The following is a 26,340-nucleotide window of genomic DNA, read 5'->3' on the forward strand; positions in this document are numbered from 1 at the left end:
GGCAGCGCATCACGCCCGCGTCAGAACAACGTGCCCTGCACCGTGGGCTGTTCGATGGGTGCCGGTTGTTCGGCCACATCTTCGGCACCCAACCGCCAGGCCAGGCCGCCCAACCGGCTGGCGTGCCGCTTCAGTGCGGCCTGCAGCACGTCGGCGCTGCTGGCCACATGCAGTACCTGGCGGGCGCGGGTCAGGCCGGTGTAGACCAGCTCGCGCGACAGCACGCGGCTGTCCTGGCGTGGCAGCTGCAGCCACACTTCATCGAACTCCGAGCCCTGTGCCTTGTGCACGGTCATCGCAAAGGCGCTTTCGTGCGCGGGCAGTGCGGCCGGGTGGAAGGCGCGTGGCTGCTCGACGGTGTCGCCCGGGAACCAGGCCACGATCGCGCCGCTGTCGTCGCGCAGGCAGATACCGATGTCGCCGTTGAACAGGCGGTGCCGGTAGCTGTTCTCGGTGACCAGCAGAAGGCGGCCCTGGAAGTAGCCCGGGGTATTGCCGGCCAGCAGCTGCTCGATACGGCTGTTCAGCCCGCGCGCACCTTGCGGGCCTTCGCGCAGCGCGGTCAGCACGCGCAGGCGACCGGCCTGCTGCAGGGCACGTACCGGATCCGCGGCCTCGGCCAGTGCACGCCAGTGGCCCAGCAGGTGCTCACGCTGGCCACGCAGCGGGTCCGCCTCACCTTCGTGGAAGTGCACGCCAGCCAATCCACCACCGCGCAGCAGCTGCAATGCAGTGCGGCTGTCACCTTCACGCACGGCATGCGCCAGCGGTGCCAGGTCCAGCGCATCACTCTGCCGGTAGCCGCGTTGCAGCTGCACGCGACGGCCGGCGAAGGCGCGTGGTGCGGCCTGCGGCTGCAAGGTGGCCGGTGCCAGCAGGCCATGCAGCGCCAGCGCATCGTCGGCGCGGGTGCCGATGCCATCGCCGCTGGCGCGCAGGATCGCGCTGAGCACATCACCGGCTTCGACCGACGGCAACTGATCGGGGTCGCCGAGCAGGATCAGGCGGGTGCCGCTGGCAACTGCATCGACCAGCTTGGCCATCATCGGCAGATCGATCATCGACGCTTCGTCGACCACCACCACGTCCACCGCCAGCGGATTGTCGGTGTGGTGGCGGAAGCGTGGTGAGTCGGGAATCACGCGGAGCAGTCGATGCAGGGTGGTGCCGCTGCTGGGCAGTGCCGCGCACAGCGTCGGATCCAGTCCCTGTTCCTGCAGGCGTTGCACGGCCATGCGCAGGCTCTCGGCCATCCGCTCGGCGGCGCGACCGGTGGGCGCGGCCAGCGCCACCTCGGGCAGCGGCTGGCCGGCGTGCCGGGCCTGCGCGGCCAGCAGCAGCAAGAGGCGTGCGATGGTGGTGGTCTTGCCTGTGCCGGGGCCGCCGGTGACCAGCGCCAGCGGATGGCGCAGCGTCACGCCGGCTGCGCGTGCCTGGTGATCTTCGCCGTGCGATGCGTGCGGGAACAGCTGCGCGAACAATGGCGCCAACGCTGCCATGTCCGGCGCCGGCAGCGGATGCCGGCCGATGCGCTGCAGACCGGTGGCCAACTGGCGCTCGTACTCGCGGTAGCGGCGCAGGTACAGCAGCCCGTTCTCCAGCACCAAGGGGGCATCCCCGGCGATGGCGTCAGCCTGCTCCGGTGTGGCCACCCATGGCGATGCGCGCAGCTGCGCCAGCCAGGCCTGCGCGGCGGGCCACTCGGGCACGCCTTCCAGCAACCGCTGCGGTTGTGCCGGATCGAACGCGGCGTGGCCCTGGGACACCGCCAGCGAAGCCAGCGCCGCCGCCAGTGCCACACTGTCGGGCGTGTCGTCGCGCAGCCGCTGCAGGCTGGTCGCCAATGCGTGGTCGAGGGTACGCAGCAGGCCCTTCTGATGAAGTTCCTTCAGCAGGCTCATGCGCTGGCTCCACGGGCACGCGCGGCGAGCTGGGCCTGGGCCTGCTCGCCGCCGGCGAACAGCGCGTCGAGTGCATCCACCAGCGCGAACGGGAAACGATCCACGTGCACGCCGTTGCCCGTGCCATCCAGGCCGCGGCAGAACAGGTAACGGATGCCGCCCATGTCGCGCTCGTAGTCGTAGGCGGCGCCCAAGCGGAAGCGCAGCCAGCGATGCAGGGCCACGGTGTAGATCAGCGCCTGCAGATCGTATTCGCTGTGGCGCATGGCAATGGCCAGCAGGTCCGGGCTGTAGCCGGGCAGGCGGTTGGACTTGTAGTCGAGCACGTACCACCGGCCATCACGCACGTAGGTCAGGTCGATCATGCCGGTCATCAGCCCCTCCAGGCGGCGGCGCTGGCCGAAGCCGCGGCGGCCACTGGAAATACCGTGCGCATGCAGCACCTGCAGCAGCGCCGGCACGGTGGTCGCCTCGATGGCGAAATGGAAGTCGATTTCGGCGCGGCGCTCGCCTTCACCGAGGCTGTACAGCGCACCGCCTTCGGGCAGCGGTACGGTCAGCGTGTGGCCCACCAGCGGCACCAGCACCGCTACGCCATCGTCCAGATCGACGTCGGCATAGCCCTCATCGTGCAGCGCCTTGCGCAGCACCTCGGCCTGGCCCTCGGGAGCTTCCCGGCCTGGTTGCCAGTCAGCCCATGCGGCGAAGTCGACGTTTTCCATTGCCTCGTGCAGCACGTTGCCGAAGCGGCTGCCCATGAAACGCGGGTCGAGCGGCGCGCTGTCCTCGGCCTCCGCGGCGGCTTCCGGCAGTGCCGGTTCCAGCGGCAGCTCCGGGCCGGTGGGTTCGTCGGCTGCCGGCGCCGGCAGCGCGGTGGCAGCGGCTTCGATGTCACTGCCCGCGCCGGCATCGGCGTGGGCCAGCTGGGTGAAGCTGTACACCCACCAGTCGTGCGGAACGCGCCGGGTCAGTGCACGCACCGCCGGAAGATCCCCTTCCACTTCGGCCGCCAGCTGCGGCAGCGCAGCCGGTACCTCACTGTCATCGATGCGCACATCGGCATGCGCGCGCAGCGCCTGCAGGTCACCCAGCAGCGGTGCCAGCCGCGTCCTGCCGAGCCCGGCCAGATCACCCACGGCGATCCACAGCGCGTGCTCGGCGCGGGTCAGGCCGACATACAGCAGGCGGGCATCCTCGGCACGCTGCTCGCGCTCGCGCTGCGCAGTGGCCGCTTCCCAGGCCTCGTCCTTGCCCAGCTTCCAGTGCAGCTGGCGCTGGCCGCCCACATGCACCGTGCAGTGCGAGGCGGTGTTGGGCGCACCGCCGTCGATGCCCACGAAGGGCAGGAACACCAGCGGGTACTCCAGGCCCTTGCTCTTGTGCAGGGTGATGATCTGCACGCGGCGCGCATCCGATTCCAGGCGCAGCAGCTGCTGCTCGTCATCCTGGTCGGCGCTGGCCATCTGGCCCTGCAGCCAGTCCAGCAGGCCGTGCATGCCCAGCGCCTGCGCCGAGGCTTCCTGCAGCAGTTCGCCCAGCTGCAGGTAGTTGGTCAGGCGGCGCTCGCCATCGATCAGCGCCAGCAGGCGCTCGCCCTGCGCGGCGCAGACGTCGGCGATCACCGCGAACGGGCCGCCGCGCTGCCAGCGCTCGCGCCAATGCAGCAGCTGCGCCTGGAACCCGCGTTGCAGGTCGCCCTCGTGCTCCATCGCCGCGATCGCACTGGCGCGCTGGCCGAGCAGCACTGTGGCCAGCGCTGCGCGCAGGCGACCTTCGTCAGCCGGCTGCAGCAGCGCCAGCAGCAGTGCACGCAGATCACGCGCTTCGCTGGTGGCGAACAGGCTCTGCTTGCCCGCTGCCACGGCAGGAATGCCGACCGCGGCCAGCGCGCGCTGCACCAGCGTGGCCTCGCGATGCGAACGCACCAGCACCGCGATGTCACCCGGCTGTACCGGGCGCCCACGCAGCACCGCATTGCCGGCGCGCGCCTCGACCAGGATCTGGTGGATCGCCGCCACACAGGCCTGGGCGGCTGCTTCGCGCGAGGCATCGGCACTCATCGCCTTGTCACCGCCACTGCGCAGCACGCGCAGAGTGAGTGCCGGGGCAGCATGGCCGTCGCGCTGGTAGTCCGCATCGCTGCGCACGCCACCGGGCCGCACCGGCTCGAACTGGATGCCACGCTCGAGGAAGGCGTCTTCGCCACCGTTGTCGTACAGCGCCTGCAGCGCGCGCAGCACGGCCGGTCGCGAGCGGAAGTTCTGGTCAAGCACCGGCGCCTGTTGCGCTACCCGCTTGGCCTTCAGGTAAGTGTGGATATCACCGCCGCGGAAACCGTAGATCGCCTGCTTGGGATCGCCGATCAGGAACAGCGCCGGTGCCAGGCCGAGCTCGCGCACTTCCGGTGAATCGCCGAACACGGTGTGGAAAATGCCCCACTGACGGTCGTCGGTATCCTGGAACTCATCGACCAGCGCGATGCGGTACTGCGCGCGCAGCTGCTTGACCAATGCCAGGCGCTGCGGGCCTTCCAGGGCCAGTGCGACGCCATCGATCAGATCGTCGTAGGTCTGCACCCGGCGGGTGCGCTTGAGCGCCTGAAGGCGCTGTCTGGCTTCGTCGCGAAGCACGTGCAGGAAGTTCAACGCGGTGGCACGGAGCCAGGCATCGCGTTCGGCCAGAAGCGCGACATAGCGGGCCAACGGCGCCTGCAATGGCGACGATGGCGTGCGCTCGGCGAATTTCTTGTTGGTCTTGGCTGCCAGCGCCTCCGGCAGCAGTGCCGGCAGGCGCTCGCTGGTCAGCAGCTCGCGCGGGTCGGCGCGTTCGGCCCAGCCCAGCAGTTGCCGGCCCAGCGGGTGCAGCCAGCCCAGCTTGTACGACACGCCGTTGATCCATTTGTTGTCGACCGCATCGCAGAGGTCGATGAAGAACTGCTCGCCATGCTCGCGCACGCTTGCGGACAGCTCTTCGGCAACACTCTGCAGGGCGGCCTGCGGATCGGGCAGCGCCACCGCCTGTGGCAACGGGTGCAGCGGCGGCGCGGCCAGCAGCGCGCGCAGATCGGCGGCCAGTGCGTCCGGGGTGGACCACAGCCAGGTCAGCGGTTCCAGCGTGGCCGGGTCATTGGCATATACCCGCCACAGGTCGGCCGCGAGCGCTTCCAGCAACTCACGGTCGCTGGCCAGCAGCTCCGGCGGATCAAAGGTGTGGCCGCTCTCCAGCGCATGCTCGCGCAGCACGCGGGTGCAGAAGCCATGGATGGTGAAGATGGACGCAAGGTCGATCTCATCGGCGGCGACCTGCAGGCGGCGCTTCAGTGCGGTGGCGCGCTCGGTACCTCCCTGCAGATGGCGCTGCAGCACCTCGCGGGTCAGCCGCACGTCCGGTGCTTCGCCTTCGACCGGTTCCAGATCGACCAGTCGCGCCGCCAGCGCCAGGCGCTCGCGGATGCGCTTGCGCAGTTCCTGGGTAGCCGCATCGGTGAAGGTCACCGCCAGGATCTGGCCGATGCGCAGGCCCTGCTCTACCACCAGGCGGGTAAACAGCGTGGCCAGGGTGAAGGTCTTGCCGGTACCGGCGCTGGCTTCGATCAGGCGGATGCCATCCAGCGGCAGGGCCAGATAGGGATCGACCGCCATGCACTGGGCTCGCTCATCGATGAAGGCGGGGCTCATGCGCTGCCCTCCTGGCGCGTTTCGGCGCCGAGGGTGCGGCCTTCGCGCACCGCGCTGAAGACCACCTGGCTGTTGCGCAGCAGGTCGGCATAACTGGCATCGGAGGCGAACGGGTCGGCCCCCCGCAGCAGCAGCTGCCAGGCGTCGCTGCTGGATTCACCCCAGCTGCGGTCGCTGCCGTGCCACTGCTTCCAGCCCTCGCTGCGCTGTTTCTCTGCCGGCGCGTTGTACAGCGCCCAGCCCGTATACGGGGCAAAGCGCAGCGGCTCACGCAGGCCGCGCTGGCGCAACTGCAGCAGCGCGCGCAGCGCCGCGCGTGCAGCAGGCGCGCTCAGTGCCGGCAGTACATGCGGGCCAGGACCGGCGTCGCCGCCATCGTGGAACTGCACAAGGGGCAGTGCGTCGCCGGCGGCGTTGGCCAGCAGCCAGTCCAGGCCCTGGCGGATCACTGCATTGCCATTGAGCGTGCCGGCGCGCAGCCGCACCAGGCCTTCGGGATGCCGATCGGCCACGCGGCCGTGCAGGCGCACGCCATCGATGTCCACTTCGTAGCGACGGCTTTCCAATGGCTCGCCCTGCATCCAGCCCAGCAGCGCACTGGCATACGGACGCGTCTTCAGCTGCTCCACCTCGAACTGGCGCTGGCCCAATGGACCGGACGGCAACAGGCCACGCGCGCGCAGCCGCGGGTACAACGGCTCGGTATCACCGCTGAGCGTGGCGCGCACCACCGCCGCCTGCACGCTGCGCTTTTCCGGGCCGCGCGATGACAGCACCAGCGGTTCCAGGTCATCAACTTCCCCGGCATCGTCGGCCAGGCGCAGACCCAGCGACTGTGCGAGGAACTGCCCGGCCGGGTCGCACAGGAAGCGGCGCAGGGTGTCGAGCGCGAGCTCGTCTTCCACGGCATCGTCGGGCGGCGGCGGCAGCGGGGCATCGAACCACGGCTGCAGGCCACCACGCTGGCCGGTGAGGCGGCCGGCAGCGGGATGCCATTGCCGCCGATAGCTGAAGCGGCGTGGATCACCCTCTCCGAACGCCGCCGGTGAGAACGGCTGCAGTGCATGGCGCACGGTAAAGTCGCGGACCGCCGCAGGCGGATCGAGGTGATACGCGGCGGCGGCATCGATCAGTTCACTGACCAGCACCGACGGCTCACGCACGCTGCCATCGCGTGGATCGGCGCCGAGGTAGCTGAGGTAGAACACCTCCTGCGCGGCGGCGAACAGCTGCAGGAACAGGAAGCGGTCGTCTTCGCGGGTGGAGCGATCGCCCGGGCGGCGGCGTGGCGTGTCCAGCTCGGCGGTGAGCTGGTTGAGGCCCGCGGCCGGGTCACGGCGCGGGAAATCGCCGTCATTGAGACCGAGCACGCAGATCACCCGGAACGGCAGCAGGCGCATCGGCACCATGCGGCCGAAACTGATGCCACCGGTCAGCAGCGGCGCGCGCGTATCGGCCTCGCCCAGTACGCCGGCGAAGTGCGAACGCACCACCTCAGGCGGCACGCCATCTTCGAAACCGGCCTTGGCGGCATCGTCGGCGAACTGATTCAGCAGCTTGCGCAGGCGCTCGAGGGCACGCTGGCTGTTGGGCGAGCTGGGCGCGGTCGGCAGCAGCGCGTCCAGCAGCGACAGCAGCCGTTGCCGCCACTGCGCCGGGGTCAGCAGCTCGCCGAGGCGACGCTGGTAGACCGCCAGCACGCGCAGCAGCCGCAGCAGCCGGTCCAGTGCTTCCAGCGCGCCGCCTTCCAGTTCGATCCACGGCGCCACGCCGGCCAGGTCCGCCTCGCTGCCGGTGGCGTGACCGAGCACCAGGCGGTCCAGTGCGAACTGCCAGGTGTAGGCGTCGTCGGCCGGCGCCTGGTGCTGGTTGCGGTGCTTCGCATCCAGGCCCCAGCGTGCGCCGGCCTGCTGCAGCCAGCCGTGCAGGCGATCGAAGTCCACCGCCTCCAGTCCGGCCGCTTCGGCCAGCGGCGCGCTGGCCAGCAGGTCCAGCACTTCGTTCAGGCCGAAACGCGAGACCGGCAGGCCCAGCAGGTGCACGAACACATCGGCCAGCGGCTCTCCTGCCAGTGGGCTGCTGTCGGCCAGCGCGTAGGGAATGTGCTCCTCCTCGCCGCCGCGGCCGCCGAACACTGCCTCCAGGTACGGCACATAGGGATCGATGTCCGGCGCCAGCACCGCGATCTCGCGCGCCTGCAGCGGCGGGTCGAAGCGAGGGTCCTGCAGCAGGCTGCGCAGCTGGTCGTGCAGCACCTGAAGCTCGCGCAGCCGGGTGTGGCAGGCATGCACCTGCAGGCTGGGGTCGTCGCTGCGCAGCCCATCGCGCAGCTCGCCCGAGGGCAACGCGCGGCGATGGAAAAGATCGCGCTGCAGGCGATGCAGCAGGCTGTCGGACAGGCCGCCTTCGTCAAGGGTCGGCCGGGTGTCTTCTTCCGGATCCGAATACGCGGCAATCTCGCCGGCCGGGTGCACCACCTCGTAGCTGCCCAGCACCGCCATGAAGTCGCGGCCGGCCGCACCCCAGGCCTCCAGCAGGCGGTTCTCACCGGCCGCTTCACCGAAGGGATCGGGCGCGCCGCTGCGCAGGCGCTCGGCCAGCGTCTGCAGGTCACCCCAGTACGACTGCACCGGAGTGGGCATATAGAAGTGCAGCTCGCCCACCCGCGCCTGGGTGGCCATCACCCGCAGCACGTCGGGCGAGATGTTGAGCGTCGCGAACGCGGACATCCGCGGTGGCAGGCCCTGCGGCAGCGGCTGGCCGGCACCCTCGAAGCGATCCAGGTACGCCTGGATGCGGCGCGCGCGGTAGTCGCGGCCATGGGCGATGGTGCGCCAGAGGATCGCCTGCGGGTCGGCCGGGTCGGCGCCGGCCTCCCAGCGCAGCAACCAGTCGCGGCGCCAGGCCTGGTACTTCTCGAACACCGACGCCAGTTCACCGGCCAGTGCCCACGGCTTCAGGGCGTCGCCGCCGGCAAGATAGGACTGCAGCGCGCGCATCGGTGGCTGCGCCAGCAGCGCCGGGTCGCGCAGTGCCTGGTACAGCTTCCAGTGCAGGCCCGCCGCGTCCAGGTCGTCGCGTTCGCCCGGCACATTGGCATTGAGTGCACGGGCAACGAACTCGCCCGGGGTCAGGAACTCGAGGTTGGCGGCCACGCCATACTCGGCAGCGAGTGTCGCTTGCAGCCAACGCCGCATCGCCACCTGCGGGATCAGCACCACCTCCGGCGCGAGCAACGGCTGGCCCGGAACCGGCACACGCACGTTGCGTGCCAGCAGCGCAGCCAGCACGTCCAGGGAGTTGGAATGGTAGAGGCGGAAATCGCTGCCCGGGTCACTCATCATGCACAGTGTGCAGCACGGCAGGCAGTATTCAATGGCCAGCCCATCGCCGGTACGGATTGTTCCGCGCTGCCGGCCGATTGTCCCGGCCTGGCAAGGGTCATGCCGTGCCACAATACTGGACCGTCCAGTCTGCTTATGTTCAGCCGATGGGCCCGATCCTTCGATGTCTAAAAAACGTTAATGGTGCCCATGTCGGCTTCCGCCTCCAGTCTGGTGCAGTTATCCAACGTCCGCATCGACCGGAGCGGGCGCACGATCCTGCGTGACGTGTCGCTGCAGGTGCCCAAGGGCAGCATCACGGCCGTGCTGGGCCCGTCGGGCAGTGGCAAGTCGACCCTGCTGGCGGCACTGACCGGCGAACTGCGTCCGGTCGCCGGCGAGGTCACCCTGTTCGGCAGGCCGGTTCCGCATGACAGCGGCGCGCTGCTGGAGATGCGCAAGAGCGTGGGTGTGCTGCTGCAGGGCAACGGCCTGCTGACCGATCTGACCGTCGCCGAAAACGTCGCGCTGCCACTGCGCACGCATACCCGCCTGCCGACCGCCGTGCTGCGCCGCCTGGTGGAAATGAAGCTGCATGCCGTGGGCCTGCTGGCCGCTGCCGATGCCTGGCCGCGCGAACTGTCCGGCGGCATGGCGCGCCGCGTCGCGCTGGCCCGCGCGCTGGCACTGGATCCGCCACTGATGATCTACGACGAGCCGCTGACCGGGTTGGACCCGATCGCCTCCGGCGTGATCATGAGCCTGATCCAGCGCCTCAACCACAGCCTGGGCCTGACCAGCATCATTGTCAGCCACCACGTGCACGAGACCCTGCCGATCTGCGACCAGGTGATCGCCATCGCCAATGGCGGCATCGTGTTCCAGGGCACGCCCGAGGCGCTGCAGTCCAGTCAGGACCCGCTGCTTCGGCAGTTCCTGCACGGCCAGCCCGATGGCCCCATTCCGTTCGATGCCGCGCCGCGCGCGAGGGTCGCCTGATGCCGTTCGTCCAAGCCACCCGCTCGCTGGGTCGCGCCGGCCTGTTCTCGCTGACTGTGCTGCGTGGTTCGCTGCCGACCCGTGATTTCCTGGCCGAGCTGACCCGCGAGATCTACAAGATCGGCGCACGCTCGCTGCCGATCATCGCCGTCGGTGGTGCCTTCGTCGGCCTGGTGCTGACCCTGCAGGGCTACCGCACGCTGACCACCTTCGGTGCGGCCGACGCGCTGTCGACCCTGCTCGGCCTGTCGCTGTACCGGGAACTGGCGCCGGTGCTGACCGCGCTGTTGTTCATCGGCCGCGCCGGCAGCTCGATCGCCGCCGAACTGGGCCTGATGCGCGCCACCGACCAGATCAAGGCACTGGAGCTGATGGCGATCGACCCGGTGGCCAAGGCCGTCGCGCCGCGCTTCTGGGCGGCGGTGCTGACCGTGCCGCTGCTGACCGGCATCTTCTGCTCGCTGGCGATCAGCGCCAGCTACTTCGAAGCGGTGCATGTGCTGGGCCTGGACAATGGCGTGTTCTGGTCGGCACTGCGCAACAGCGTCGATTTCTGGGACGACTTCGGCGTGGCGATGCTGAAGTCGGCGATCTTCGGCGGCACCGCAGCGCTGGTCGCCGCCTATGTTGGTTTCCACGCCGAGCCGACCATCGAGGGCACCTCGGTGGCGACCACCCGTGCGGTGGTCAATGCCTCGCTGCTGGTGCTGATGTTCAACTTCGTGCTGTCGGCAATGTTGTTCACCTAACCCCTCCACCGGCGGTGCGCATGCGCGCGCGGCCACCACGACTCGATCAGGTAATCCACATGGCCATCCGCGGTCCCAGACTCGAATTCTCTGTCGGCGCATTCCTGCTGCTGGCCCTGGCCTCGCTGATGGTGCTGGCCGTGGCCTCGACCAACCAGCGCTGGAGCTGGGGCAGCCAGGGCTACGAGCTGAAGGCGCGCTTCTCCCAGGTCGGCCAGCTGCGCAAGCAGGCGCCGGTGAAGATCGGCGGCGTCACCGTCGGCCAGGTCGCCTCCATCGACCTGGATCCGGTGAAGTTCGAATCCATCGTGACCCTGCGCATGGACAGCAAGGTCAAGGACCTGCCGGCGGACACCTCGGCGGGCATCTTCACCAGTGGTTTGCTCGGCGAGAGCTATATCGGTCTGCAGCCGGGCGGTGACCCGGACGTGCTGAAGGCCGGTGACGAGATCGTCTTCACCCAACCGGCGGTGGACCTGATCCAGCTGGTCGGCAAGTACATGTTCAGTGGCGGCGCCGGTGGTGGCCCTGCCCAGAAGCCCAACGATGGCGCGCAGGCGCCTGCAACGGAACCGCAACCATGAAAATGAAACTGATTCCCGCCCTGCTCGCCTCGGCGCTGCTGATGGCCACCCCGTTCCTTGCCCAGGCCCAGGCGGCCGCCCCCGCCGCTGCCGCAGCGCAGGGCCAGGCCGGCAAGGTGGTGATCGATGCCAGCACGCGCATTCTCACCACGCTGCAGCAGCGCCGCAGCGAGTTCAGCAGCAACCCGGCCAGCCTGCGCAGCTACATCGACAGCGAACTGAACCGCACCTTTGACCGCGACTATGCGGCACGCCTGGTGCTGGGCCCGCACGCCCGCGGCGCCTCCGACGGCGACATCAAGCTGTTCGCCGATGCGATGGCCGACAGCCTGATGCAGCGCTACGGTTCGACCCTGCTCAACATCCAGGGCAAGCCGAGCTTCCGCCTGAAGGGTGAAAGCCCGCTGCCGGGCAACCGTGGCGTGCGCGTCAGCACCGAACTGGTGCGCGCCGGCAACGAACCGACCCCGGTCGAGTACTGGATGCGCAACGTGAACGGCCAGTGGAAGATCTTCGACGTCAACATCGAAGGCATTTCCTACGTGCAGACCTTCCGCAACCAGTTCGATACGCCCTTGCGCCAGAAGGGCATCAAGCAGGTGGCCAGCGAGCTGCACAGCGGCAGCCTGCAGGCCGGGCCGGCGGGCAATGGCAAGTAACGCACTGGCGCTGCTGGAAGGCGACACCCTGCGCCTGCGCGGGGTGCTCGACCGTGCCGCGGTGATTGCACTGTGGCCGCAACTGCAGGCCCTGCCAGCCCAGCTGGCGCGGCTGGAGCTGGGCGAGGTCGAGCGCGTGGACAGCGCCGGCCTGGCCCTGCTGGCCGAACTGGCCGCCCGGGCACGCAAGGCGGGCCATGCGCTGGCCATTTCCGGCGCGCCGGCCGGCTTCAACGAGCTGAGCGCAGCCTACCGGCTGTCGCCCGACCTGGACTTCAACGCTACTTCTGCTGCGAGCTGACATGAACGTCGTACGCACTTTCCCCCTGATCCTCCTGGCCACCGCCCTGACCGCCTGTGCCGGCAAGCCCGCGCGCAGCGACGCACCGGTCGCCAGCACCGTGGTCGCGCCCGGCCCTGCTGCCGAAGCGACGGCCGCAACGGCCGATACCGGGGTGGTCGGTACTGCTCCGGTCGCTCCCGTGGCCAACCCGGCAACGCCTGCCGCTGCGGTGCCGACAACTGCGCCGCAGGGCGCAGAGGCCAGCCCACCGAAGACCGCAGCATCCACCGCCGCCAGCGACGATGATTTCGACGCCCTGTATGGTGGCACCGGCAACACCGGCAGTGCCGCGGCCTACGATCCGTGGGAACCGTTCAACCGCAAGGTCCACAAGTTCAACAATGCGGTCGACCGCGGTGTGGCCCGCCCGCTGGCCACCGCCTATACCCACGTGGTGCCGCGTTTCGCGCGTACCGGCGTCAGCAACTTCTTCAGCAACCTGCGTGCGCCGGTGACCATCACCAACCAGCTGCTGCAGGGCCGCGGTGCCGATGCGTGGGACAGCCTCGGCCGCTTCCTGATGAACAGCACGCTGGGCATCGGTGGCCTGTTCGATCCGGCCAGCAAGGCGATGGTGCCGCGTCGCAATGAAGATTTCGGCCAGACCCTGGGAGCCTGGGGCTGGCGTCGTTCGCGCTACGTGGAACTGCCGTTCTTCGGCCCGCGTACCGTGCGCGACGTGTTCGGCCTGGCCGGTGACATCCCGTTGTCGCCGATCCGCCGCATCGAGGAAGACAAGGTCCGCATCGGCCTGCAGGGCCTGCAGCTGGTCGACACCCGCGCACAGCTGCTGGCGATCGATGATCTGCGCGACACCGCCGTGGACGAGTACTCGCTGGTGCGCGATGCGTGGATGCAGCGCCGCAACTACCAGATCGAGAACGACCTGCGCAGCAAGCGCGACCGCGGCCATGATGATGCCAATTCGCCGATCCCGGTCGATGCCATGCCGATGCCGAACTGGAGCAACTGATCGCTGCAGCCCGTGCATGAAAAAACCCCGCCTCGGCGGGGTTTTTCTTTTCCGGTAGGTGCCAACCTCGGTTGGCACGCTTTCCTCAGGCCGCCAGCGCGGCCTCGATGGCTTCGCGCAGGCGCGCGTCATCGGCAGCCACGTCCGGGGCGAAGCGCGCGATGACCTTGCCGTCGCGGCCAACCAGGAACTTCTCGAAGTTCCACAGCACCGCCGGTGCTGCGTGGATCGGAATCTCCTTGCTCGCCAGGCGCTCACGCAGCGGGCCTTCGCCGATCGACTGCGGCTGGGCGGCGGTCAGCCGCTGGTACAGCGGGTGGGTGTCCTCGCCAGCCACGCTGATCTTGGAGAACATCGGGAAACTGACGTCGTAGGTAAGCTGGCAGAACTGCTGGATCTCGGCCTCGCTGCCCGGCTCCTGGCCGAGGAAGTTGTTGGCGGGGAAGCCCAGCACTTCCAGGCCCTGCGCGTGCTTTTCCGCATACAGCGCCTGCAGGCCTTCGTACTGCGGGGTCAGGCCGCACTTGGAGGCGACGTTGACCAGCAGCAGCACCTTGCCCTGGTAGTCGGCAAGCGAGGACGGCTGGCCGTCGATGGTGGTGAGGGGAATGTCCTGGATCGGGGTGCTCACGCGGGGCTCCGGCTACGGCGGGAATGGCCCACCAGCATAGCGCCGCGCGCGCTGTTGTAGAGCCGAGCCCATGCTCGGCTGATGCCATGGCAGCCGAGCATGGGCTCGGCTCTACAGGCATCCTCAATCCACGCAGATCGTGCCCTGCGCCTTGCCGTCATCGATACGCTGGCGGCAACCGAAGTTCTGGCTGGCATCACGCTGGCAGGTACCGGACGCCACATCACCGGCCATTGCCTCGCCTGCGGCCAGGCACTGGCCCGTGCAGTCGCTTTTGCGGCTGCAGGCCTTGCCGGCGTCGGCATAGGGAATCACGCATTGCTCGCGCTGCAGCCGGCCGAGCCGCTGCAGGGTGCCACCGGCGGCCTGGCAGTCGACGTCGCGCGCTTCGCGATAGGCCTCGGCAGCTTCAGGGCTGGTGGCCGTGGCCTGCGCGGTCGTGTCCACGCTCGGTGGCGCGCTGCTGCAGGCAGCAAGCAGTGCGGTCAGGACAAGGCTGGTGCAAAGGGGCAGGCGCATCGTGGTACCGGATCGGGCGGGCAGGCCGCCAGCATACGCACCGGCGATGCAGGCGGCGTGTCGGCGCCGGTCAGGCCTCCTCGCCGTCGCTCGCCTCTTCCTCGGCCGTGGCATCTCCCTCGGCCAGGTCGCCGAGCAGCGACTGGGCCTGCTCGGCAGCCAGCGACTCGACACCCCGCAGGCGCCGTTCGATGGTGCGCGTCTTGCGGCTGGCCTCGCCGATGCTGCGCCCGACGGTGGTGATCTGCTTCTCGGCCTTCTCCAGGATGCCGGCGAACTTGCCGAACTCGCTTTTCACTGCGCCCAGCAGGCTCCATACCTCGCTGGAGCGCTGCTCGATGGCCAGCGTGCGGAACCCCATCTGCAGGCTGTTGAGCAGCGCGGTGACCGTGGTCGGCCCGGCCACGACCACGCGGTGCTCGCGCTGCAGCAGATCGACCAGTCCCGGGCGGCGGATCACTTCGGCGTACAGCCCCTCGGTGGGCAGGAACATCACTGCGAAATCGGTGGTATGCGGGGGTGCGATGTACTTGTCGCAGATCGACTTGGCCTGCACGCGCACCGCGCGCTCCAGCTGGATGCCCTGCAGGCGCACGCCTTCGGCATCGCCCTGTTCCTGTGCGTCCAGCAGGCGCTCGTAGTCCTCGCGCGGGAACTTGGAGTCGATCGGCAGCCACACCGGCGTGTCGTCGCTGCTGCGGCCCGGCAGGCGCACGGCGATATCGACCATCTCGCCACTATCCGGGCGCACCCTCACCGCACGCGCGTACTGCTCCTGGGTGAGTGTCTGCTCGAGGATATTCTCCAGCTGCACTTCGCCCCAGCTGCCGCGGTTCTTGACGTTGGTCAGCACGCGCTTGAGGTCGCCCACGCCGGTGGCCAGCTGCTGCATCTCGCCGAGGCCACGCTGCACCTGTTCCAGGCGCTCGGAGACGAGCTTGAAGGAATTGCCCAGTCGCGTTTCCAGCGTCGACTGCAGCTTCTCGTCCACGGTGTGGCGCATCTGCTCCAGCTTCTGCGCGTTGTCGTTCTGCAGCGCGCGCAGCTGTTCCTCCAGCGTGGCACGCATCTCGGCGATGCGCTGCTCGTTGCGCTGTGTCAGTTCCTGCAGGCGCAGGCCCAGACTGTCGGTCAGGCGCTGCTGCGACAGCGCGCCCTCCTCGCGGCCCTTGCGTGCATCGTCCACCAGGGTCTGGCGCAGCGCCCCGAGCTGGGTATCGGTGCGCGCAGTGAGCTCCTGCAGCTGCTGGCCAAACGCATGGATGCGTGCCTCCTGCTGCTGGCCGAAGGTCTCCAGCTGGCCGCGCAGTTCCTGCAGCCGCTGCCCCATCAATGCTGCGCCGCGCTGCTGGCTGTCGGCCACTTCAGCGCGCGCTTTGCGGGCATCTTCGCCCAGCGCTTCGCGCAGCAGGTCCAGGCGCTGATCGGTGCGGGTGGACAGATCGGTCAGCGCGCGGGCGAAGCCATCGAGCTGTTCGCGCAGTTCGCTGCGCCCGGCGCGCGCCTCCTCGCGCACGGCCTGTTCCAGGCGTTCATGCGGCGGGCGGCGCAGCAGGGCGACCAGCTGCAGGATGAGCACGGCCAATAGAAGGCCGGCAATGAGCAGGTATTCGGTTTGCATGGGGCAAGTGTAGGCTGGCCGAGTCTCAGCTGCTGCGTCAGGACCATGCTCGCTCTGTACGGAAAGCCCACCTCCATCAACGTGCGCAAGGTGCTGTGGCTGTGCGCCGGCCTCGACCTGCCACTCCAACACGAGCCAGAACCACCGGCGGACCTGCTGGCCACGTTGAATCCGAACCGGCAGGTGCCGGTCCTGCGCGATGGCGGCTTCGTGCTGTGGGAATCGAACAGCATCTGCCGCTACCTGGCCGCACGTGCTGGCCGTGATGACCTGCTGCCCGGTACGGCGCAGGATCGCGCCCGGGTCGAGCAGTGGATGGACTGGCAGGCCAGCGACCTCAACAGCGCCTGGCGGCACGTGTTCATGGCGCGCGTGCGGCGGCACCCAGACTACCCGGACGATGCCCGCGCCGAGGCCAGCCTGGCGCAGTGGAACCACTTGATGGGCGTACTCGACACACAATTGGCCGGTGGCCACTGCCACGTGACGGGCAACGCCTTCACCCTGGCCGACATCGTGCTCGGGCTATCGGCCCAGCGCTGGCGCAGCACGCCCGGCAACAAGCCCGTGCTGCCACACCTCTCGGCGTGGTTCGAACGGCTGCGCGAGCAGCCCGGTTTCACCACCCACGTCGACAACGGCGTGGCCTGAGGCAGGGGTCAGATCCCTTTCCCTGGGGGGAAAGGGATCTGACCCCAAGGGGGCGCGGGAACCGCCGGTGTTACCAGCCTTCCAGCACGATCTTGCCCTTGGCGCGCTGGCTTTCCAGCAGCGCGTGGGCGCGCCGCAGGTTGGCCGCGTCGATGCGCCCGAAGTGCTCGCCCAGGGTGGTCTGCAGCACGCCCGTATCGATCAGCTCGGCCACACGGTTCAACAGGTCGTGCTGGCGCTGCATGTCGGCGGTGCGGTACAGCGGCCGCGTGAACATCGACTCCCAGTGCAGTGACAGTGCCTTGCGCTTGAGCGCCATCACGTCCACCTGGCCCGGGTCATCGATCAGCCCCAGTTGGCCCTGCGGTGCCAGCAGTTCCACGATCTGCGCGTAGTACTGGTCGGAGTGGGTCAGGCTGGCGACATGCTGCACCTCGCTGATGCCGAGCCGCGCCAGTCCCTCGGCCAGCGGCAGGCTGTGGTCGATCACGTGGTGTGCCCCCATTGCGTACGTCCAGTCCTGGGTATCCGGGCGCGAGGCGGTGCCGATCACGGTCAGCCTGGTCAGCTTCCGTGCCAGCTGCACCAGGATCGAACCGACACCACCGGCAGCACCGATCACCAGCAGGGTCTGGCCTTCGCCACCACCCTCCGGGATGCGCAGGCGGTCGAACAGCAGCTCCCAGGCGGTGATTGCAGTCAGTGGCAACGCTGCGGCGGCGGCATCGTCGAGACTGGCCGGCTTGCGCCCGACGCTGCGCTCATCCACCAGCTGGTACTGCGCATTGCTGCCCGGGCGGTCGATGACGCCGGCGTAGTAGACCGCGTCGCCGGGCTGGAACAGGGTCACCTCGCTGCCCACCGCATCAACAATGCCGACCGCATCCCAGCCCAGCACGCGCGGGCCATCGGTGGCCACGCCGCGGCGGACCTTGGTGTCGACCGGGTTCACCGCCACCGCGCGTACCGCCACGCGCAGGTCACGCGGGCCGGGCTGCGGCAGTTCCAGTTCAATGTCGATCAGGGCCTGGGCATCATCGATCGGCAGGCCGGCTTGGGTGTAGGCAATGGCGCGCATGGCAGCGGTCCAGTGGGGAAGGAGGCGACAGGTTGCGCCGCGCGCGGTCCCTCGGAAAGGCGCAGAATCGGGCAGCACTTTCACTCTGGCGATGAAGATGATCCGCTTCGACGATCTGCAGCTGTTCGTCCGTACTGCCGCACTGGGCAGCTTCTCGCAGGCGGCCCGCGAAGCCGACCTGCTGCCGGGGCAGGTTGCTGCGGCGGTGGCGCGGCTGGAACGCGAGCTGGACCTGCGCCTGTTCGTGCGCACCACGCGCAGCCTGCGCCTGACCGGCGAGGGGGCGCTGTACCTGCCGTATGCGCAGGAGGTGCTGGCCACCCTGCGCGAGGGCCAGGCGCGCGTTCAGGGCGAAGACGCCGAACTGCACGGCACCCTGCAGCTGTCGGCGCCGTCGGACTTCGGTCGAAATCTGCTGCTGCCCTGGCTGAGCGCCTTTCGCGCCGCGCACCCCCGGCTGCGCCTGCACCTGCGCCTGTCCGACGAAGTGGCCGACGTGTTCCGCGACCCGGTCGACGTGGCCATCCGCATCGGCCACTTCGACGACGCCAACTACGTCGCCCTGCCCCTGCTGGAAGGCAATCGGCGCGTACTCGCGGCGTCGCCCGACTATCTGCAGCGGCGCGGCACGCCCACGCGCCTGGACGATCTGCGCGAGCATCATTGCCTGGTCTACCAGCTCAGTGGCCGCGCCTATGATCGCTGGTCGTTCGAGGTCGACGGGCGCCGCAGCGTGATTCCGGTGCGCGGCCCGCTGGTCTGCGATGACGCCGATGTGGTGCGGCGCTGGGCGGTGGCCGGCGAAGGCATCACCTACAAATCCTGGCTGGACCTGCGCGAGGATGTGCTCGCAGGGCGCCTGCAGCTGCTGCTCGACGGCATCGGCAGCCACATACCGTTGCAGCTGGTCTGCCCGCACCGCAAGCAGTTCTCGCCGGCGGTGCGGCAGCTGCACGCGCAGCTGCGCCAGCACCTGCAACCTCTGCTGTCTGGCATGCCCGAGGGTCCTGCCGGCCCCCTGTCGCCAGTCCCGGCGCTGGCCGACAATGGCGGCCCCCCGTAAGAGAGAACGCCGCCATGCCGTGGATGGGCATCCAGGACCTGTGGACGTTTCTGGTCGCCGTGCTGGTGTTTCTCGCCCTGCCCGGCCCCGGTACCTTCACCCTGCTGACCGCCACCGGCCGTGGTGGCGTGCGCGGCGGTTACACCGCACTGGCCGGCCTGCTGGTCGGCGACCAGATCCTGATGTGGCTCGCGCTGGCCGGCGTGGCCGCGCTGCTCAAGGCCAACCCGCTGGTGTTCCACGCCGTGCAGTACCTGGGTGCGGCCTACCTGGTGTGGGTCGGCATCGGCCTGCTGCGCACGCCGAAGCACGAAGGCGGTGATGCCGGCCCGATCCGCATGCAGCCGGGCCGCTACTTCCAGCAGGCGATCCTGGTCAGCCTGCTCAACCCAAAGGCGATCCTGTTCTACATGGCCTTCCTGCCGTTGTTCATCGATCCCAAGGCACACCAGGGCATCGCCACCTTCGCGGCACTGGCCGGCATCATCCTGGTGGTCAGCATCGCCTACTGCTCGATGCTGATCGGTGTGGGCAACCTGGCCCGTCGCCGGTTGATCCAGCACCCGCGGATCAGCGACGCGCTGCGCCGCGTGGCCGGCCTGTTCCTGGTGGGGTTTGGCATCCGGTTGGGGCTGAACGGATGAACGGGCGGCTGCCGCTGCTCGGCCTGGCCCTGCTGTTCGCCGGCACCGCCTCTGGCGCCACCGTACAGGACCATCGTTGCCTGACCGGCGGTCGCAACGGCAGCATCCACCTGGAATGGCGCTGGCTGGAGGACGGACAGTCCGACGTGCGCTACGCCGGCCAGCGCAAGCGCCTGCCCCTGCGCCGGATCTCGATGCAAAGCACGGTGCTGGCCGAAGATCGCCCGTACCAGTTCGACAGCGTCTGGGAAGAGCGCATCGATGGCCGCCTCAACGGCCGCTACCTGTTAAGTACCCAGGGCGCGCTGGTGCTGGACCTGCGCTATGAGCGTGCCCGTGACGGGCGCAGGAGCTCTTTTCACGACGACGTCGAGGCCTGGCAGGAAGACGGCTGCCACTGGCCCGCCATGCCCTGACGTCGCCCGGCGCGGGGGTCCGGCCTGCTTTATGCCGATTCCGGCAGCCTGATCGCGGTGCAGCGCGCGGCGCGTCGGGTATGACCCGCGTCAGTGGTAATGCTGCGCTGCGTTCGGTCACACTCGGGAACTTGTCGTTCTTAGTCACCCCTTCCGAGGCCTGCATGTCCCTGTTCCGGCGCAAGTCCCTAGATTCCGTCACCGTCCACGAAGCCGGCAGGCGTCTGATCCCGACGCTCAGCTGGCCGCACCTGATCGCGCTGGGCATCGGCGCCATCGTCGGTACCGGCATCTACACGCTGATCGGCGTGGGTGCCAACCTGGCCGGCCCGGCCGTGCTGATCTCCTTCGCGATTGCCGGTGCGGTCTGCGCCTGCGCGGCACTGTCCTACGCCGAACTGTCGACGATGATGCCGGCCGCCGGCAGTGCCTACACCTACAGCTACAGCGCGCTGGGCGAGGTATTCGCCTGGGTTGTGGGCTGGAGCCTGATCCTGGAGTACTCGCTGGTGGTGAGTACGGTGGCGGTGGGCTGGTCAGGCTACTTCGTCGGCTTCCTCGAATGGGTCCATACCCAGTTCGGCTGGAATGTGCACCTGCCGGCCTGGCTGGCCGCCGGCCCGCACGTGGAAGGCGGCATGATCAACCTGCCGGCGATCATCATCACCTGGCTGGTGGCCGGCATGCTGATGGCCGGCACCAAGGAAAGCGCCACGCTCAACGCCATCCTGGTGGTGTTCAAGCTGATCGCGCTGGCCATCTTCGTGGCCGTGGCCCTGCCCGCCTTCGATAGCGCCAACCTGCAGCCGTTCATGCCGTACGGCTTTGCCAAGTCGATGGGCCCCGATGGCGTCGAGCACGGCGTGATGGCGGCGGCAGCCATCATCTTCTTCGCCTTCTACGGCTTCGATGCGATCTCCACCGCCGCCGAGGAGACCAAGAACCCGGGCCGCGACCTGTCGATCGGCATCATCGGTTCGATGATCGGCTGCACCATCGTCTACGTGCTGGTGGCGCTGGCGGCCGTCGGTGCGATGAGCTACGCGGTGTTCGGCCACAGCGCCGAGCCGCTGGCGCTGATCATGCGCCAGCTGGGCCATCCGACCGCGGCAATGGTGATCGGCGTGATCGCGATCATCGCCCTGCCGACGGTGCTGCTGGCCTTCCTGTACGGCCAGAGCCGCATCTTCTTTGTGATGAGCCGCGATGGCCTGCTGCCGCGTGGCCTGTCCAAGGTCAACGCACGCACCGGCACGCCGGTGGCGACCACACTGTTCACTGCGGTGGTGGTGTCGGCGCTGGCTGGTGTGGCGCGCCTGGACGAGATCGCGGCGCTGGCCAATGCCGGTACCCTGGCCGCGTTCACTGCGGTGGGCATCTGTCTGGTGGTGTTGCGCCTGCGCGAGCCGAACCGCGAGCGCACCTTCCGCACGCCGGTGGCTTTCGTGGTCGGCCCGCTGGCCGCACTGGGCTGCATCTACCTGTTCATCAGCCTGCCGCACACGACCCAGCTGTACTTCCTGCTGTGGAACGTGGTCGGCCTGGTGTTGTACTTCCTGTACAGCCGCCGCCACGCACTGATCGCGAAGTAAACCGATCACCGGTAGTGCCGGCCGCTGGCCGGCAACCCGCATCCTCTTGACAGGGGCAATGCCGGCCAGCGGCCGGCACTACCGCAGGGCGTTTCAACCGCGCTGCTTTGCGGCGTAATCCTGCGCCTGGCGCATCACCCGCAGCAGGTTGCCGCCCCAGATGCCGGCAATCTGCTTCTCGGTATAGCCCTTGCGCAGCAGCCACGCGGTGATCTTCGGCAGCTGGCTGACATCGGGCAGGTCACTCAGTCCGCCACCCCCATCCCAGTCCAGGCCGATGCCCACGTGCTCGGGGCCGACCACCGTGAGGATGTGCTCGAAGTGGGCGAAGAAGTCGTCCAGGCTGGCGTGGCGAACCGGATGCTCATGGTCCAGCGCCTGTTCGGCCTTCAGCAGGGCAACGCCCTGTTCGATGCCCATGCCTTCCCAGCCGCCCAGCTGCTTGCTCAGCGCTTCCTCGGCCTGCTTGCGCTCGGGCGTCTTTGCGGTGTCGATCAGGTAGCCGCCATAGGCGTTCACCTGGATCACGCCGCCGGCCTTGGCCAGCCTGCGCAGCCGCGCGTCGTCAAGATTGCGCGGATGGTCGTAGACCGCCTTGGCCGAGCTGTGCGACAGCACGAACGGCACCGGCATCATCGCCAGCAGATCGTCGAACACCGCATCCGAGGCATGTGACTGGTCGATCACGATGCCCAGCTTGACCGCCTGCCGCACCAGCTCCTTGCCGGCCGGGCTAAGTCCTTTCCATTCCGCGCCCTTGGGATCGGTGGCCGAATCGGCGAACTCGTTGTTGGCGAAGTGCACGGTGCTGAGCAGGCGCAGGCCGGCGCGGTGATAGAACGACAGCAGGCTGGGGTCAGCCACCAGCGGGCTGGCATTTTCCATGCTGATGTAGACCACGCGCTTGCCGGCAGCCTTGATCCGCGCTGCGTCATCGGCGGTCAGTGCCAGCGCGAAGCGCTCGGGATTGGCCGCCAGCATCTCGCGGATTTCCATCAGTCGCTGCAGGCCGTGGTCACGCTCGGCCAGATGGGCGGTAGCGGTGCGGTCGCCCTGGTCGGTGTAGATCGCCCAGAAACCGCCGTCCAGCGCGCCTTCGACCATGCGCGGGTAGTCGACCTGCGAAAGGGCGTTGCGGTCGTGGCGTTGCTCGATGTCGAAACCGCTGCGACCAAAGTTGGCCGGCGTATCCAGGTGGCTGTCGAGCGTGACCAGGCGTTGCTGCAGGGATTTGGCGCGGGCCAGCTCCTGCGCGCTGAACTCGATGGCGTGGACGGACAGCGGCGCGCACAGCGCCAGGGCGAGCACGACGGACAGGTGGCGCAACGATGGCATGGGCTCTCACCGGCATGGGGAAGAGCCCGACCATAGCGCCGTGGCCGCGCATTGGGTAGCGCCGGGCCACGTCCGGCGGATCTTGAGGCTGTCAGGCAGATCAGCCGAGCATGGGCTCGGCTCTACAGCGTCCCGCAGTCAGTCCACCACGCGGCAGAACACGGCCTTGAGGTAACGCGATTCCTGCACGTGGGCCATGAACGGATGGTCCGGACCGGCGCCGGCCACCTTCAGGATCTGGATCGTGCGGCCGGAGAAATAGGCCGCGCGGCGCAGCATGTCGAGGAACTGGTCCTCGGCCACCAGGCCGGTGCAGGAGAAGGTGGCGAACAGGCCGCCCGGCTTGACCACGCCCAGCGCCAGCTTGTTCATGTCCAGGTACTTCTTCAGTGCGGTGATGACCTGGTCGCGGTCGCGGGTCATCTTCGCCGGGTCCAGGATCACCACGTCGTACTGCTCACCGCGGTTGGCGGCGTCGCGCAGCCACGGGAAGATATCGGACTGGATGAACTTCGGACGCACGTTGTTCAGGCGCGAATTGCCCTTGGCGATCTGGATCACGTCCTCGTCGATGTCGATGCCGATCACTTCCGAAGCACCACGCGCCGCCGCGTACACGGCAAAACCGCCGGTGTTGCAGCACAGGTCGAGCACGCTCTTGCCTTCCACCTGCTGGCTCAGCCACTCGCGGTTCTCGCGCTGGTCGGCGAAGAAACCGGTCTTGTGCGCACCGGCCGGGTCGGCGCGGAACTTGATGCCGTACTCGGTGATCACCGACGCTTCGGTGGTGGTGTTGCCGTGGAAGTCGAAGCTTTCCTGCTTCTGCACGTGCTCGTCGGCGAAGCTGTGGAAGCGGCAGCCGGGGAACTGCTCGCGCAGCGCATCGTAGATCCATTCGCGGTGGCGGAACATGCCGGCGGCGAAGAACTCGACCACCACCAGGTCGCCGTAGCGGTCCACCACCAGGCCGGACAGGCCGTCGCCTTCACTGTGCACGACGCGCCAGGCATCGGACACCGCATCGAGCTTGAGTACCTCACGGCGCAGCGACACTGCCTGGGCGATCTTGCGCGAGAACCAGCCGGCATCCACCGGTACGTTCTGGTCGGTTTCAAGGATGCGCACGGCAATGCGCGAGTGCCCGTTGTAGAACCCGCGGCCAATGAACTCGCCATCGATGCCGACCACGTCGACGATGGAACCGGGCTTGGGCCGGACGGTCGGCTTCTCGACCAGTTTCTGGAAGATCCACGGGTGGCTGGAGCGCCACGCATTCTTGAGGCGGACAACGGGAAGGGGGGTATTCATCCACCCATTGTAAACCGGGCGCCGGGGTCGGATCCCCGCAGGGGCTCTGACCCCAGTGTGGCGACGATGAGGTCGGAGTCCCTTTGGGGATCCGACCCCTGGCCTCCCCATTTGACGGCGGCGGGGCCAGACGGCAGAATCGGCCCCAGAAGGGGAGTAGCTCCCAGACGTTGTCGCCGTCATTTCGAGCCCGCAGGCTCCGGTGCAACGGCAGTTCCAGCCGACTGGAACTGCGAGCGAGACCTTCGCCGTACTGGCGAAGCTCTGTCCCTGGATCCCCTCCCGATCCTCCGTTGCAGATCCTCGCCGTCCGGCCTGGCATTCATCTTTCCAACGGACATTCCCAATGCAGACGATCGGTAACGTGTGGTTGTGGGGCGGCTTCGCAGCGGTGGTGGTCATCGCCCTGCTGGTCGACCTCGTGTTGATGCGCCATGGTGGACCGCACAAGGTCACCTTCAAGGAGGCCCTGTGGTGGTCCATCGGCTGGGTCGCGCTGGCCCTGCTGTTCAACGCCGGCCTCTGGTACTACCTGAATGAGACCGCCGGCCAGGTCGTGGCCAACAAGGTCGGCCTCGAGTTCCTGACCGGTTATCTGGTCGAAAAGGCGCTGGCGGTCGACAACATCTTTGTCTTCCTGATGATCATGAGCTACTTCGCGGTGCCGGAAGAGCAGCGCCAGAAGGTGCTGATCATCGGCATCCTGGGTGCGATCGTGCTGCGTACGATCATGATCTTCGCTGGTAGCGTGCTGATCAGCCAGTTCCATTGGCTGCTCTACGTGTTCGGTGCCTTCCTGCTGTTCACCGGCTGGAAGATGTGGTTCGCCGCCGGCCAGGAGCCGGACCTGGAGACCAATCCGGCCCTGCGCTGGATGCGCAAGCACCTGCGCCTGCTGCCGGACTACGCCGGCAACGCGCTGAGCGTGAAGCGTGATGGCGTGCGCTGGTTCACCCCGCTGTTCGCGGTGCTGATCCTGATCGCGGTCACCGACGTGATCTTCGCCGTGGACAGCATCCCGGCAATCTTCGCGATCACCACCGACCCGTTCATCGTGCTCACCTCCAACGTGTTCGCGGTGCTGGGCCTGCGCGCGATGTTCTTCCTGCTGGCCGGCATGGCCGACCGCTTCCACCTGCTGCCGTACGGCCTGGCGCTGGTACTGGGCTTCATCGGCATCAAGATGATGATCATCGACCTGTTCAAGATCCCGACCCCGGTCTCGCTGGGCGTGGTCGCGGTGATCATCGCCGCCACCGTGGTGCTGAGCCTGAAGTACCCGCCGAAGGAAGGCGAAGGCCCGGCCTGAGCGTGATCCATTGAACGGTGCGGCCGGTGGGATTGTCCCGCCGGCCGCCTCCACTCTCCCGTTACGGTGGCCTTGGTTTCGCGCCAGTCACCGCCATTGCTGAGGTATGGACAACAACGCTCCCCTGCCCGCCGACGACGTGCCGGCCCCCCGCAATGATCGCTCGCGCATCCTGCGGGCGTTCAATGTCAGCCTGGCCGCCGTGCTGGTGCTGGTGGCCGTGTTCGCCCTGCAGGGCACGTTCGACTGGCGACCGTGGGCGGTCGCACCGCTGGAAGCCAAGGGCCTGCTCGGCCTGATCGGCGGCCCGATGCTGCATGCCTCGGTCGAGCATATCGCCGCCAACAGCATCGCCATCCTGATCCTCGGCACGCTGGCCGGCAGCGTGTATCCGAAGGCCACCGTACGCGCGCTGCCCCTGCTGTGGCTGGGTTCGGGCCTCGGCGCGTGGATGCTGGGCAATCCGGGCAGCGTGCACCTGGGCGCCAGTGGCGTGACCCACGGCCTGATGTTCCTGCTGGCCAGCCTCGGCCTGCTGCGCCGCGACCGTGCGGCGATCGCCACCGGTCTGATCGGCATGCTGTTCTACGGCGGCATGCTGATGACCATCCTGCCGCACGCCGATGGTGTGTCCTGGCAGTCGCACATGGGCGGCGCCTTCGCCGGCATCATCGCCGCGCTGCTGTTCCGCAACGCCGACCCACTGCCACCGCGCCAGCGCTACAGCTGGGAAGACGAAGAAGACGAGGCCGAGCCGCTGTCCGACGACGAGCTGGAGCCGCCGTCACCGCAGCGCGTGCCGGTACTGTGGCAGCCGCGCGAGGGCCAGGACTACGTGGTGATCCCGTTCCGCCGCCCGGACGAACCGCGCGGTTGAGGTGAGGGTGGTGCCGGCCGCTGGCCGGCAACCTCATGAATCGGTAGTGGCCGACCTTGGTCGGCGCGGTTGTTGTGTGCCAACCAAG

At 68.4% G+C, this 26,340-nt stretch carries 22 protein-coding genes; 13 read left to right on the plus strand and 9 right to left on the minus strand.

Annotated features, from left to right (window positions below):
• Nucleotides 1-20: 20 nt before the first annotated feature.
• The 3 genes from recD to recC are packed head-to-tail and all read right to left on the minus strand — an operon-like array spanning nt 21 to nt 8,922.
• Entirely contained in the window at nt 21-1,901 is a 1,881-nt protein-coding gene (gene recD / locus ACM0PB_RS12400; protein WP_414604817.1) for an exodeoxyribonuclease V subunit alpha, read from the minus strand.
• Complete coding sequence (recB, locus tag ACM0PB_RS12405; protein ID WP_414604816.1) at nt 1,898-5,578, minus strand: exodeoxyribonuclease V subunit beta; 3,681 nt, start codon at nt 5,576-5,578, stop codon at nt 1,898-1,900. The genes recD and recB overlap by 4 nt, the downstream gene beginning before the upstream one ends.
• Entirely contained in the window at nt 5,575-8,922 is a 3,348-nt protein-coding gene (gene recC / locus ACM0PB_RS12410; RefSeq protein ID WP_111126906.1) for an exodeoxyribonuclease V subunit gamma, read from the minus strand. Before recC ends, recB begins: the two co-directional genes overlap by 4 nt.
• Nucleotides 8,923-9,111: 189 nt before the next feature.
• On the opposite strand from recC, the gene ACM0PB_RS12415 reads away from it, so the two are divergent.
• Genes ACM0PB_RS12415 through ACM0PB_RS12440 form a run of 6 tightly spaced genes read left to right on the plus strand, consistent with a single transcriptional unit; the run spans nt 9,112 to nt 13,208 of the window.
• The gene (locus tag ACM0PB_RS12415; RefSeq protein ID WP_065179062.1) at nt 9,112-9,900 is read left to right on the plus strand and encodes an ABC transporter ATP-binding protein; all 789 of its coding nucleotides are present in this window, start codon (nt 9,112-9,114) and stop codon (nt 9,898-9,900) included.
• The gene (locus ACM0PB_RS12420) at nt 9,900-10,649 is read left to right on the plus strand and encodes an MlaE family lipid ABC transporter permease subunit (RefSeq protein WP_005414955.1); all 750 of its coding nucleotides are present in this window, start codon (nt 9,900-9,902) and stop codon (nt 10,647-10,649) included. Before ACM0PB_RS12415 ends, ACM0PB_RS12420 begins: the two co-directional genes overlap by 1 nt.
• Before the next feature lie 59 nt (nt 10,650-10,708).
• On the plus strand, nt 10,709-11,233 hold the full coding sequence (gene mlaD / locus ACM0PB_RS12425; protein WP_065186607.1) for an outer membrane lipid asymmetry maintenance protein MlaD: 525 nt from the start codon (nt 10,709-10,711) through the stop codon (nt 11,231-11,233).
• The gene (locus ACM0PB_RS12430; protein WP_053496740.1) at nt 11,230-11,892 is read left to right on the plus strand and encodes an MlaC/ttg2D family ABC transporter substrate-binding protein; all 663 of its coding nucleotides are present in this window, start codon (nt 11,230-11,232) and stop codon (nt 11,890-11,892) included. The genes mlaD and ACM0PB_RS12430 overlap by 4 nt, the downstream gene beginning before the upstream one ends.
• On the plus strand, nt 11,882-12,193 hold the full coding sequence (locus ACM0PB_RS12435) for an STAS domain-containing protein (protein WP_005421254.1): 312 nt from the start codon (nt 11,882-11,884) through the stop codon (nt 12,191-12,193). Before ACM0PB_RS12430 ends, ACM0PB_RS12435 begins: the two co-directional genes overlap by 11 nt.
• 1 nt (nt 12,194) lies before the next feature.
• On the plus strand, nt 12,195-13,208 hold the full coding sequence (locus tag ACM0PB_RS12440; RefSeq protein ID WP_065179035.1) for an MlaA family lipoprotein: 1,014 nt from the start codon (nt 12,195-12,197) through the stop codon (nt 13,206-13,208).
• An 85-nt stretch (nt 13,209-13,293) separates the two neighbouring features.
• Here ACM0PB_RS12440 and ACM0PB_RS12445 read toward each other — a convergent pair whose 3' ends face one another.
• The 3 genes from ACM0PB_RS12445 to ACM0PB_RS12455 all read right to left on the minus strand — a co-directional run bounded on the left by ACM0PB_RS12445 (nt 13,294) and on the right by ACM0PB_RS12455 (nt 15,979).
• Nucleotides 13,294-13,839: a glutathione peroxidase gene (locus ACM0PB_RS12445; RefSeq protein WP_065179036.1), complete on the minus strand. Its 546-nt coding sequence runs from the start codon at nt 13,837-13,839 to the stop codon at nt 13,294-13,296.
• A 123-nt stretch (nt 13,840-13,962) separates the two neighbouring features.
• Nucleotides 13,963-14,358 carry a hypothetical protein gene (locus ACM0PB_RS12450; RefSeq protein ID WP_065179037.1) on the minus strand — a complete coding sequence of 132 codons (396 nt, stop codon included), beginning with the start codon at nt 14,356-14,358 and terminating at the stop codon, nt 13,963-13,965.
• A 70-nt stretch (nt 14,359-14,428) separates the two neighbouring features.
• A complete protein-coding gene (locus ACM0PB_RS12455) occupies nt 14,429-15,979 on the minus strand; it encodes a DNA recombination protein RmuC (RefSeq protein ID WP_065179038.1) in 1,551 nt (516 codons plus the stop codon).
• Between the two features lie 45 nt (nt 15,980-16,024).
• Between ACM0PB_RS12455 and ACM0PB_RS12460 the strand changes: the two genes are divergently transcribed.
• Entirely contained in the window at nt 16,025-16,630 is a 606-nt protein-coding gene (locus ACM0PB_RS12460) for a glutathione S-transferase family protein (RefSeq protein WP_065197168.1), read from the plus strand.
• 70 nt (nt 16,631-16,700) lie between these two features.
• On the opposite strand, the gene ACM0PB_RS12465 is transcribed toward ACM0PB_RS12460, so the two are convergent.
• On the minus strand, nt 16,701-17,708 hold the full coding sequence (locus ACM0PB_RS12465) for a zinc-binding alcohol dehydrogenase family protein (protein ID WP_065186609.1): 1,008 nt from the start codon (nt 17,706-17,708) through the stop codon (nt 16,701-16,703).
• 91 nt (nt 17,709-17,799) lie between these two features.
• Between ACM0PB_RS12465 and ACM0PB_RS12470 the strand changes: the two genes are divergently transcribed.
• The 4 genes from ACM0PB_RS12470 to ACM0PB_RS12485 all read left to right on the plus strand — a co-directional run bounded on the left by ACM0PB_RS12470 (nt 17,800) and on the right by ACM0PB_RS12485 (nt 21,423).
• The gene (locus ACM0PB_RS12470) at nt 17,800-18,771 is read left to right on the plus strand and encodes a LysR family transcriptional regulator (protein ID WP_065197167.1); all 972 of its coding nucleotides are present in this window, start codon (nt 17,800-17,802) and stop codon (nt 18,769-18,771) included.
• A 14-nt stretch (nt 18,772-18,785) separates the two neighbouring features.
• The gene (gene leuE / locus ACM0PB_RS12475) at nt 18,786-19,415 is read left to right on the plus strand and encodes a leucine efflux protein LeuE (RefSeq protein ID WP_049417162.1); all 630 of its coding nucleotides are present in this window, start codon (nt 18,786-18,788) and stop codon (nt 19,413-19,415) included.
• Nucleotides 19,412-19,831, plus strand: a complete 420-nt coding sequence (locus ACM0PB_RS12480; RefSeq protein ID WP_053496733.1) for a hypothetical protein — start codon at nt 19,412-19,414, stop codon at nt 19,829-19,831. The genes leuE and ACM0PB_RS12480 overlap by 4 nt, the downstream gene beginning before the upstream one ends.
• A gap of 164 nt (nt 19,832-19,995) precedes the next feature.
• A complete protein-coding gene (locus ACM0PB_RS12485; protein ID WP_005421234.1) occupies nt 19,996-21,423 on the plus strand; it encodes an amino acid permease in 1,428 nt (475 codons plus the stop codon).
• Nucleotides 21,424-21,516: 93 nt separating this feature from the next.
• Here the strand turns inward: ACM0PB_RS12485 and ACM0PB_RS12490 are convergent, their stop codons facing one another.
• Both ACM0PB_RS12490 and ACM0PB_RS12495 read right to left on the minus strand, forming a co-directional pair.
• Complete coding sequence (locus tag ACM0PB_RS12490) at nt 21,517-22,758, minus strand: dipeptidase (protein ID WP_065179043.1); 1,242 nt, start codon at nt 22,756-22,758, stop codon at nt 21,517-21,519.
• A 138-nt stretch (nt 22,759-22,896) separates the two neighbouring features.
• On the minus strand, nt 22,897-24,066 hold the full coding sequence (locus ACM0PB_RS12495) for a class I SAM-dependent rRNA methyltransferase (RefSeq protein WP_005421231.1): 1,170 nt from the start codon (nt 24,064-24,066) through the stop codon (nt 22,897-22,899).
• A 346-nt stretch (nt 24,067-24,412) separates the two neighbouring features.
• On the opposite strand from ACM0PB_RS12495, the gene ACM0PB_RS12500 reads away from it, so the two are divergent.
• Together ACM0PB_RS12500 and ACM0PB_RS12505 are read left to right on the plus strand one after the other, a co-directional pair.
• Nucleotides 24,413-25,375 (plus strand): TerC family protein, encoded by a 963-nt coding sequence (locus ACM0PB_RS12500; RefSeq protein ID WP_065186612.1) that lies wholly within the window; start codon nt 24,413-24,415, stop codon nt 25,373-25,375.
• Nucleotides 25,376-25,481: 106 nt separating this feature from the next.
• On the plus strand, nt 25,482-26,252 hold the full coding sequence (locus ACM0PB_RS12505) for a rhomboid family intramembrane serine protease (protein ID WP_065179045.1): 771 nt from the start codon (nt 25,482-25,484) through the stop codon (nt 26,250-26,252).
• Nucleotides 26,253-26,340: the final 88 nt, after the last annotated feature.

The sequence above is a fragment of the Stenotrophomonas sp. AR029 genome (genome assembly GCF_047520695.2).
GTDB classification, from domain to species: domain Bacteria; phylum Pseudomonadota; class Gammaproteobacteria; order Xanthomonadales; family Xanthomonadaceae; genus Stenotrophomonas; species Stenotrophomonas sepilia.

Coding starts and splice junctions, on each gene's coding strand:
- ACM0PB_RS12460 (WP_065197168.1), top strand. CDS start 16,025: ATGCTCGCTCTGTACGGAAAGCCCACCTCCATCAACGTGCGCAAGGTG.
- ACM0PB_RS12485 (WP_005421234.1), top strand. CDS start 19,996: ATGTCCCTGTTCCGGCGCAAGTCCCTAGATTCCGTCACCGTCCACGAA.
- ACM0PB_RS12480 (WP_053496733.1), top strand. CDS start 19,412: ATGAACGGGCGGCTGCCGCTGCTCGGCCTGGCCCTGCTGTTCGCCGGC.
- ACM0PB_RS12440 (WP_065179035.1), top strand. CDS start 12,195: ATGAACGTCGTACGCACTTTCCCCCTGATCCTCCTGGCCACCGCCCTG.
- recD (WP_414604817.1), bottom strand. CDS start 1,901: ATGAGCCTGCTGAAGGAACTTCATCAGAAGGGCCTGCTGCGTACCCTC.
- ACM0PB_RS12470 (WP_065197167.1), top strand. CDS start 17,800: ATGAAGATGATCCGCTTCGACGATCTGCAGCTGTTCGTCCGTACTGCC.
- ACM0PB_RS12430 (WP_053496740.1), top strand. CDS start 11,230: ATGAAAATGAAACTGATTCCCGCCCTGCTCGCCTCGGCGCTGCTGATG.
- ACM0PB_RS12420 (WP_005414955.1), top strand. CDS start 9,900: ATGCCGTTCGTCCAAGCCACCCGCTCGCTGGGTCGCGCCGGCCTGTTC.
- ACM0PB_RS12435 (WP_005421254.1), top strand. CDS start 11,882: ATGGCAAGTAACGCACTGGCGCTGCTGGAAGGCGACACCCTGCGCCTG.
- ACM0PB_RS12450 (WP_065179037.1), bottom strand. CDS start 14,358: ATGCGCCTGCCCCTTTGCACCAGCCTTGTCCTGACCGCACTGCTTGCT.
- leuE (WP_049417162.1), top strand. CDS start 18,786: ATGCCGTGGATGGGCATCCAGGACCTGTGGACGTTTCTGGTCGCCGTG.
- mlaD (WP_065186607.1), top strand. CDS start 10,709: ATGGCCATCCGCGGTCCCAGACTCGAATTCTCTGTCGGCGCATTCCTG.
- recC (WP_111126906.1), bottom strand. CDS start 8,922: ATGATGAGTGACCCGGGCAGCGATTTCCGCCTCTACCATTCCAACTCC.
- ACM0PB_RS12495 (WP_005421231.1), bottom strand. CDS start 24,066: ATGAATACCCCCCTTCCCGTTGTCCGCCTCAAGAATGCGTGGCGCTCC.
- ACM0PB_RS12465 (WP_065186609.1), bottom strand. CDS start 17,708: ATGCGCGCCATTGCCTACACCCAAGCCGGCCTGCCGATCGATGATGCC.
- recB (WP_414604816.1), bottom strand. CDS start 5,578: ATGAGCCCCGCCTTCATCGATGAGCGAGCCCAGTGCATGGCGGTCGAT.
- ACM0PB_RS12505 (WP_065179045.1), top strand. CDS start 25,482: ATGGACAACAACGCTCCCCTGCCCGCCGACGACGTGCCGGCCCCCCGC.
- ACM0PB_RS12500 (WP_065186612.1), top strand. CDS start 24,413: ATGCAGACGATCGGTAACGTGTGGTTGTGGGGCGGCTTCGCAGCGGTG.
- ACM0PB_RS12415 (WP_065179062.1), top strand. CDS start 9,112: ATGTCGGCTTCCGCCTCCAGTCTGGTGCAGTTATCCAACGTCCGCATC.
- ACM0PB_RS12490 (WP_065179043.1), bottom strand. CDS start 22,758: ATGCCATCGTTGCGCCACCTGTCCGTCGTGCTCGCCCTGGCGCTGTGC.
- ACM0PB_RS12455 (WP_065179038.1), bottom strand. CDS start 15,979: ATGCAAACCGAATACCTGCTCATTGCCGGCCTTCTATTGGCCGTGCTC.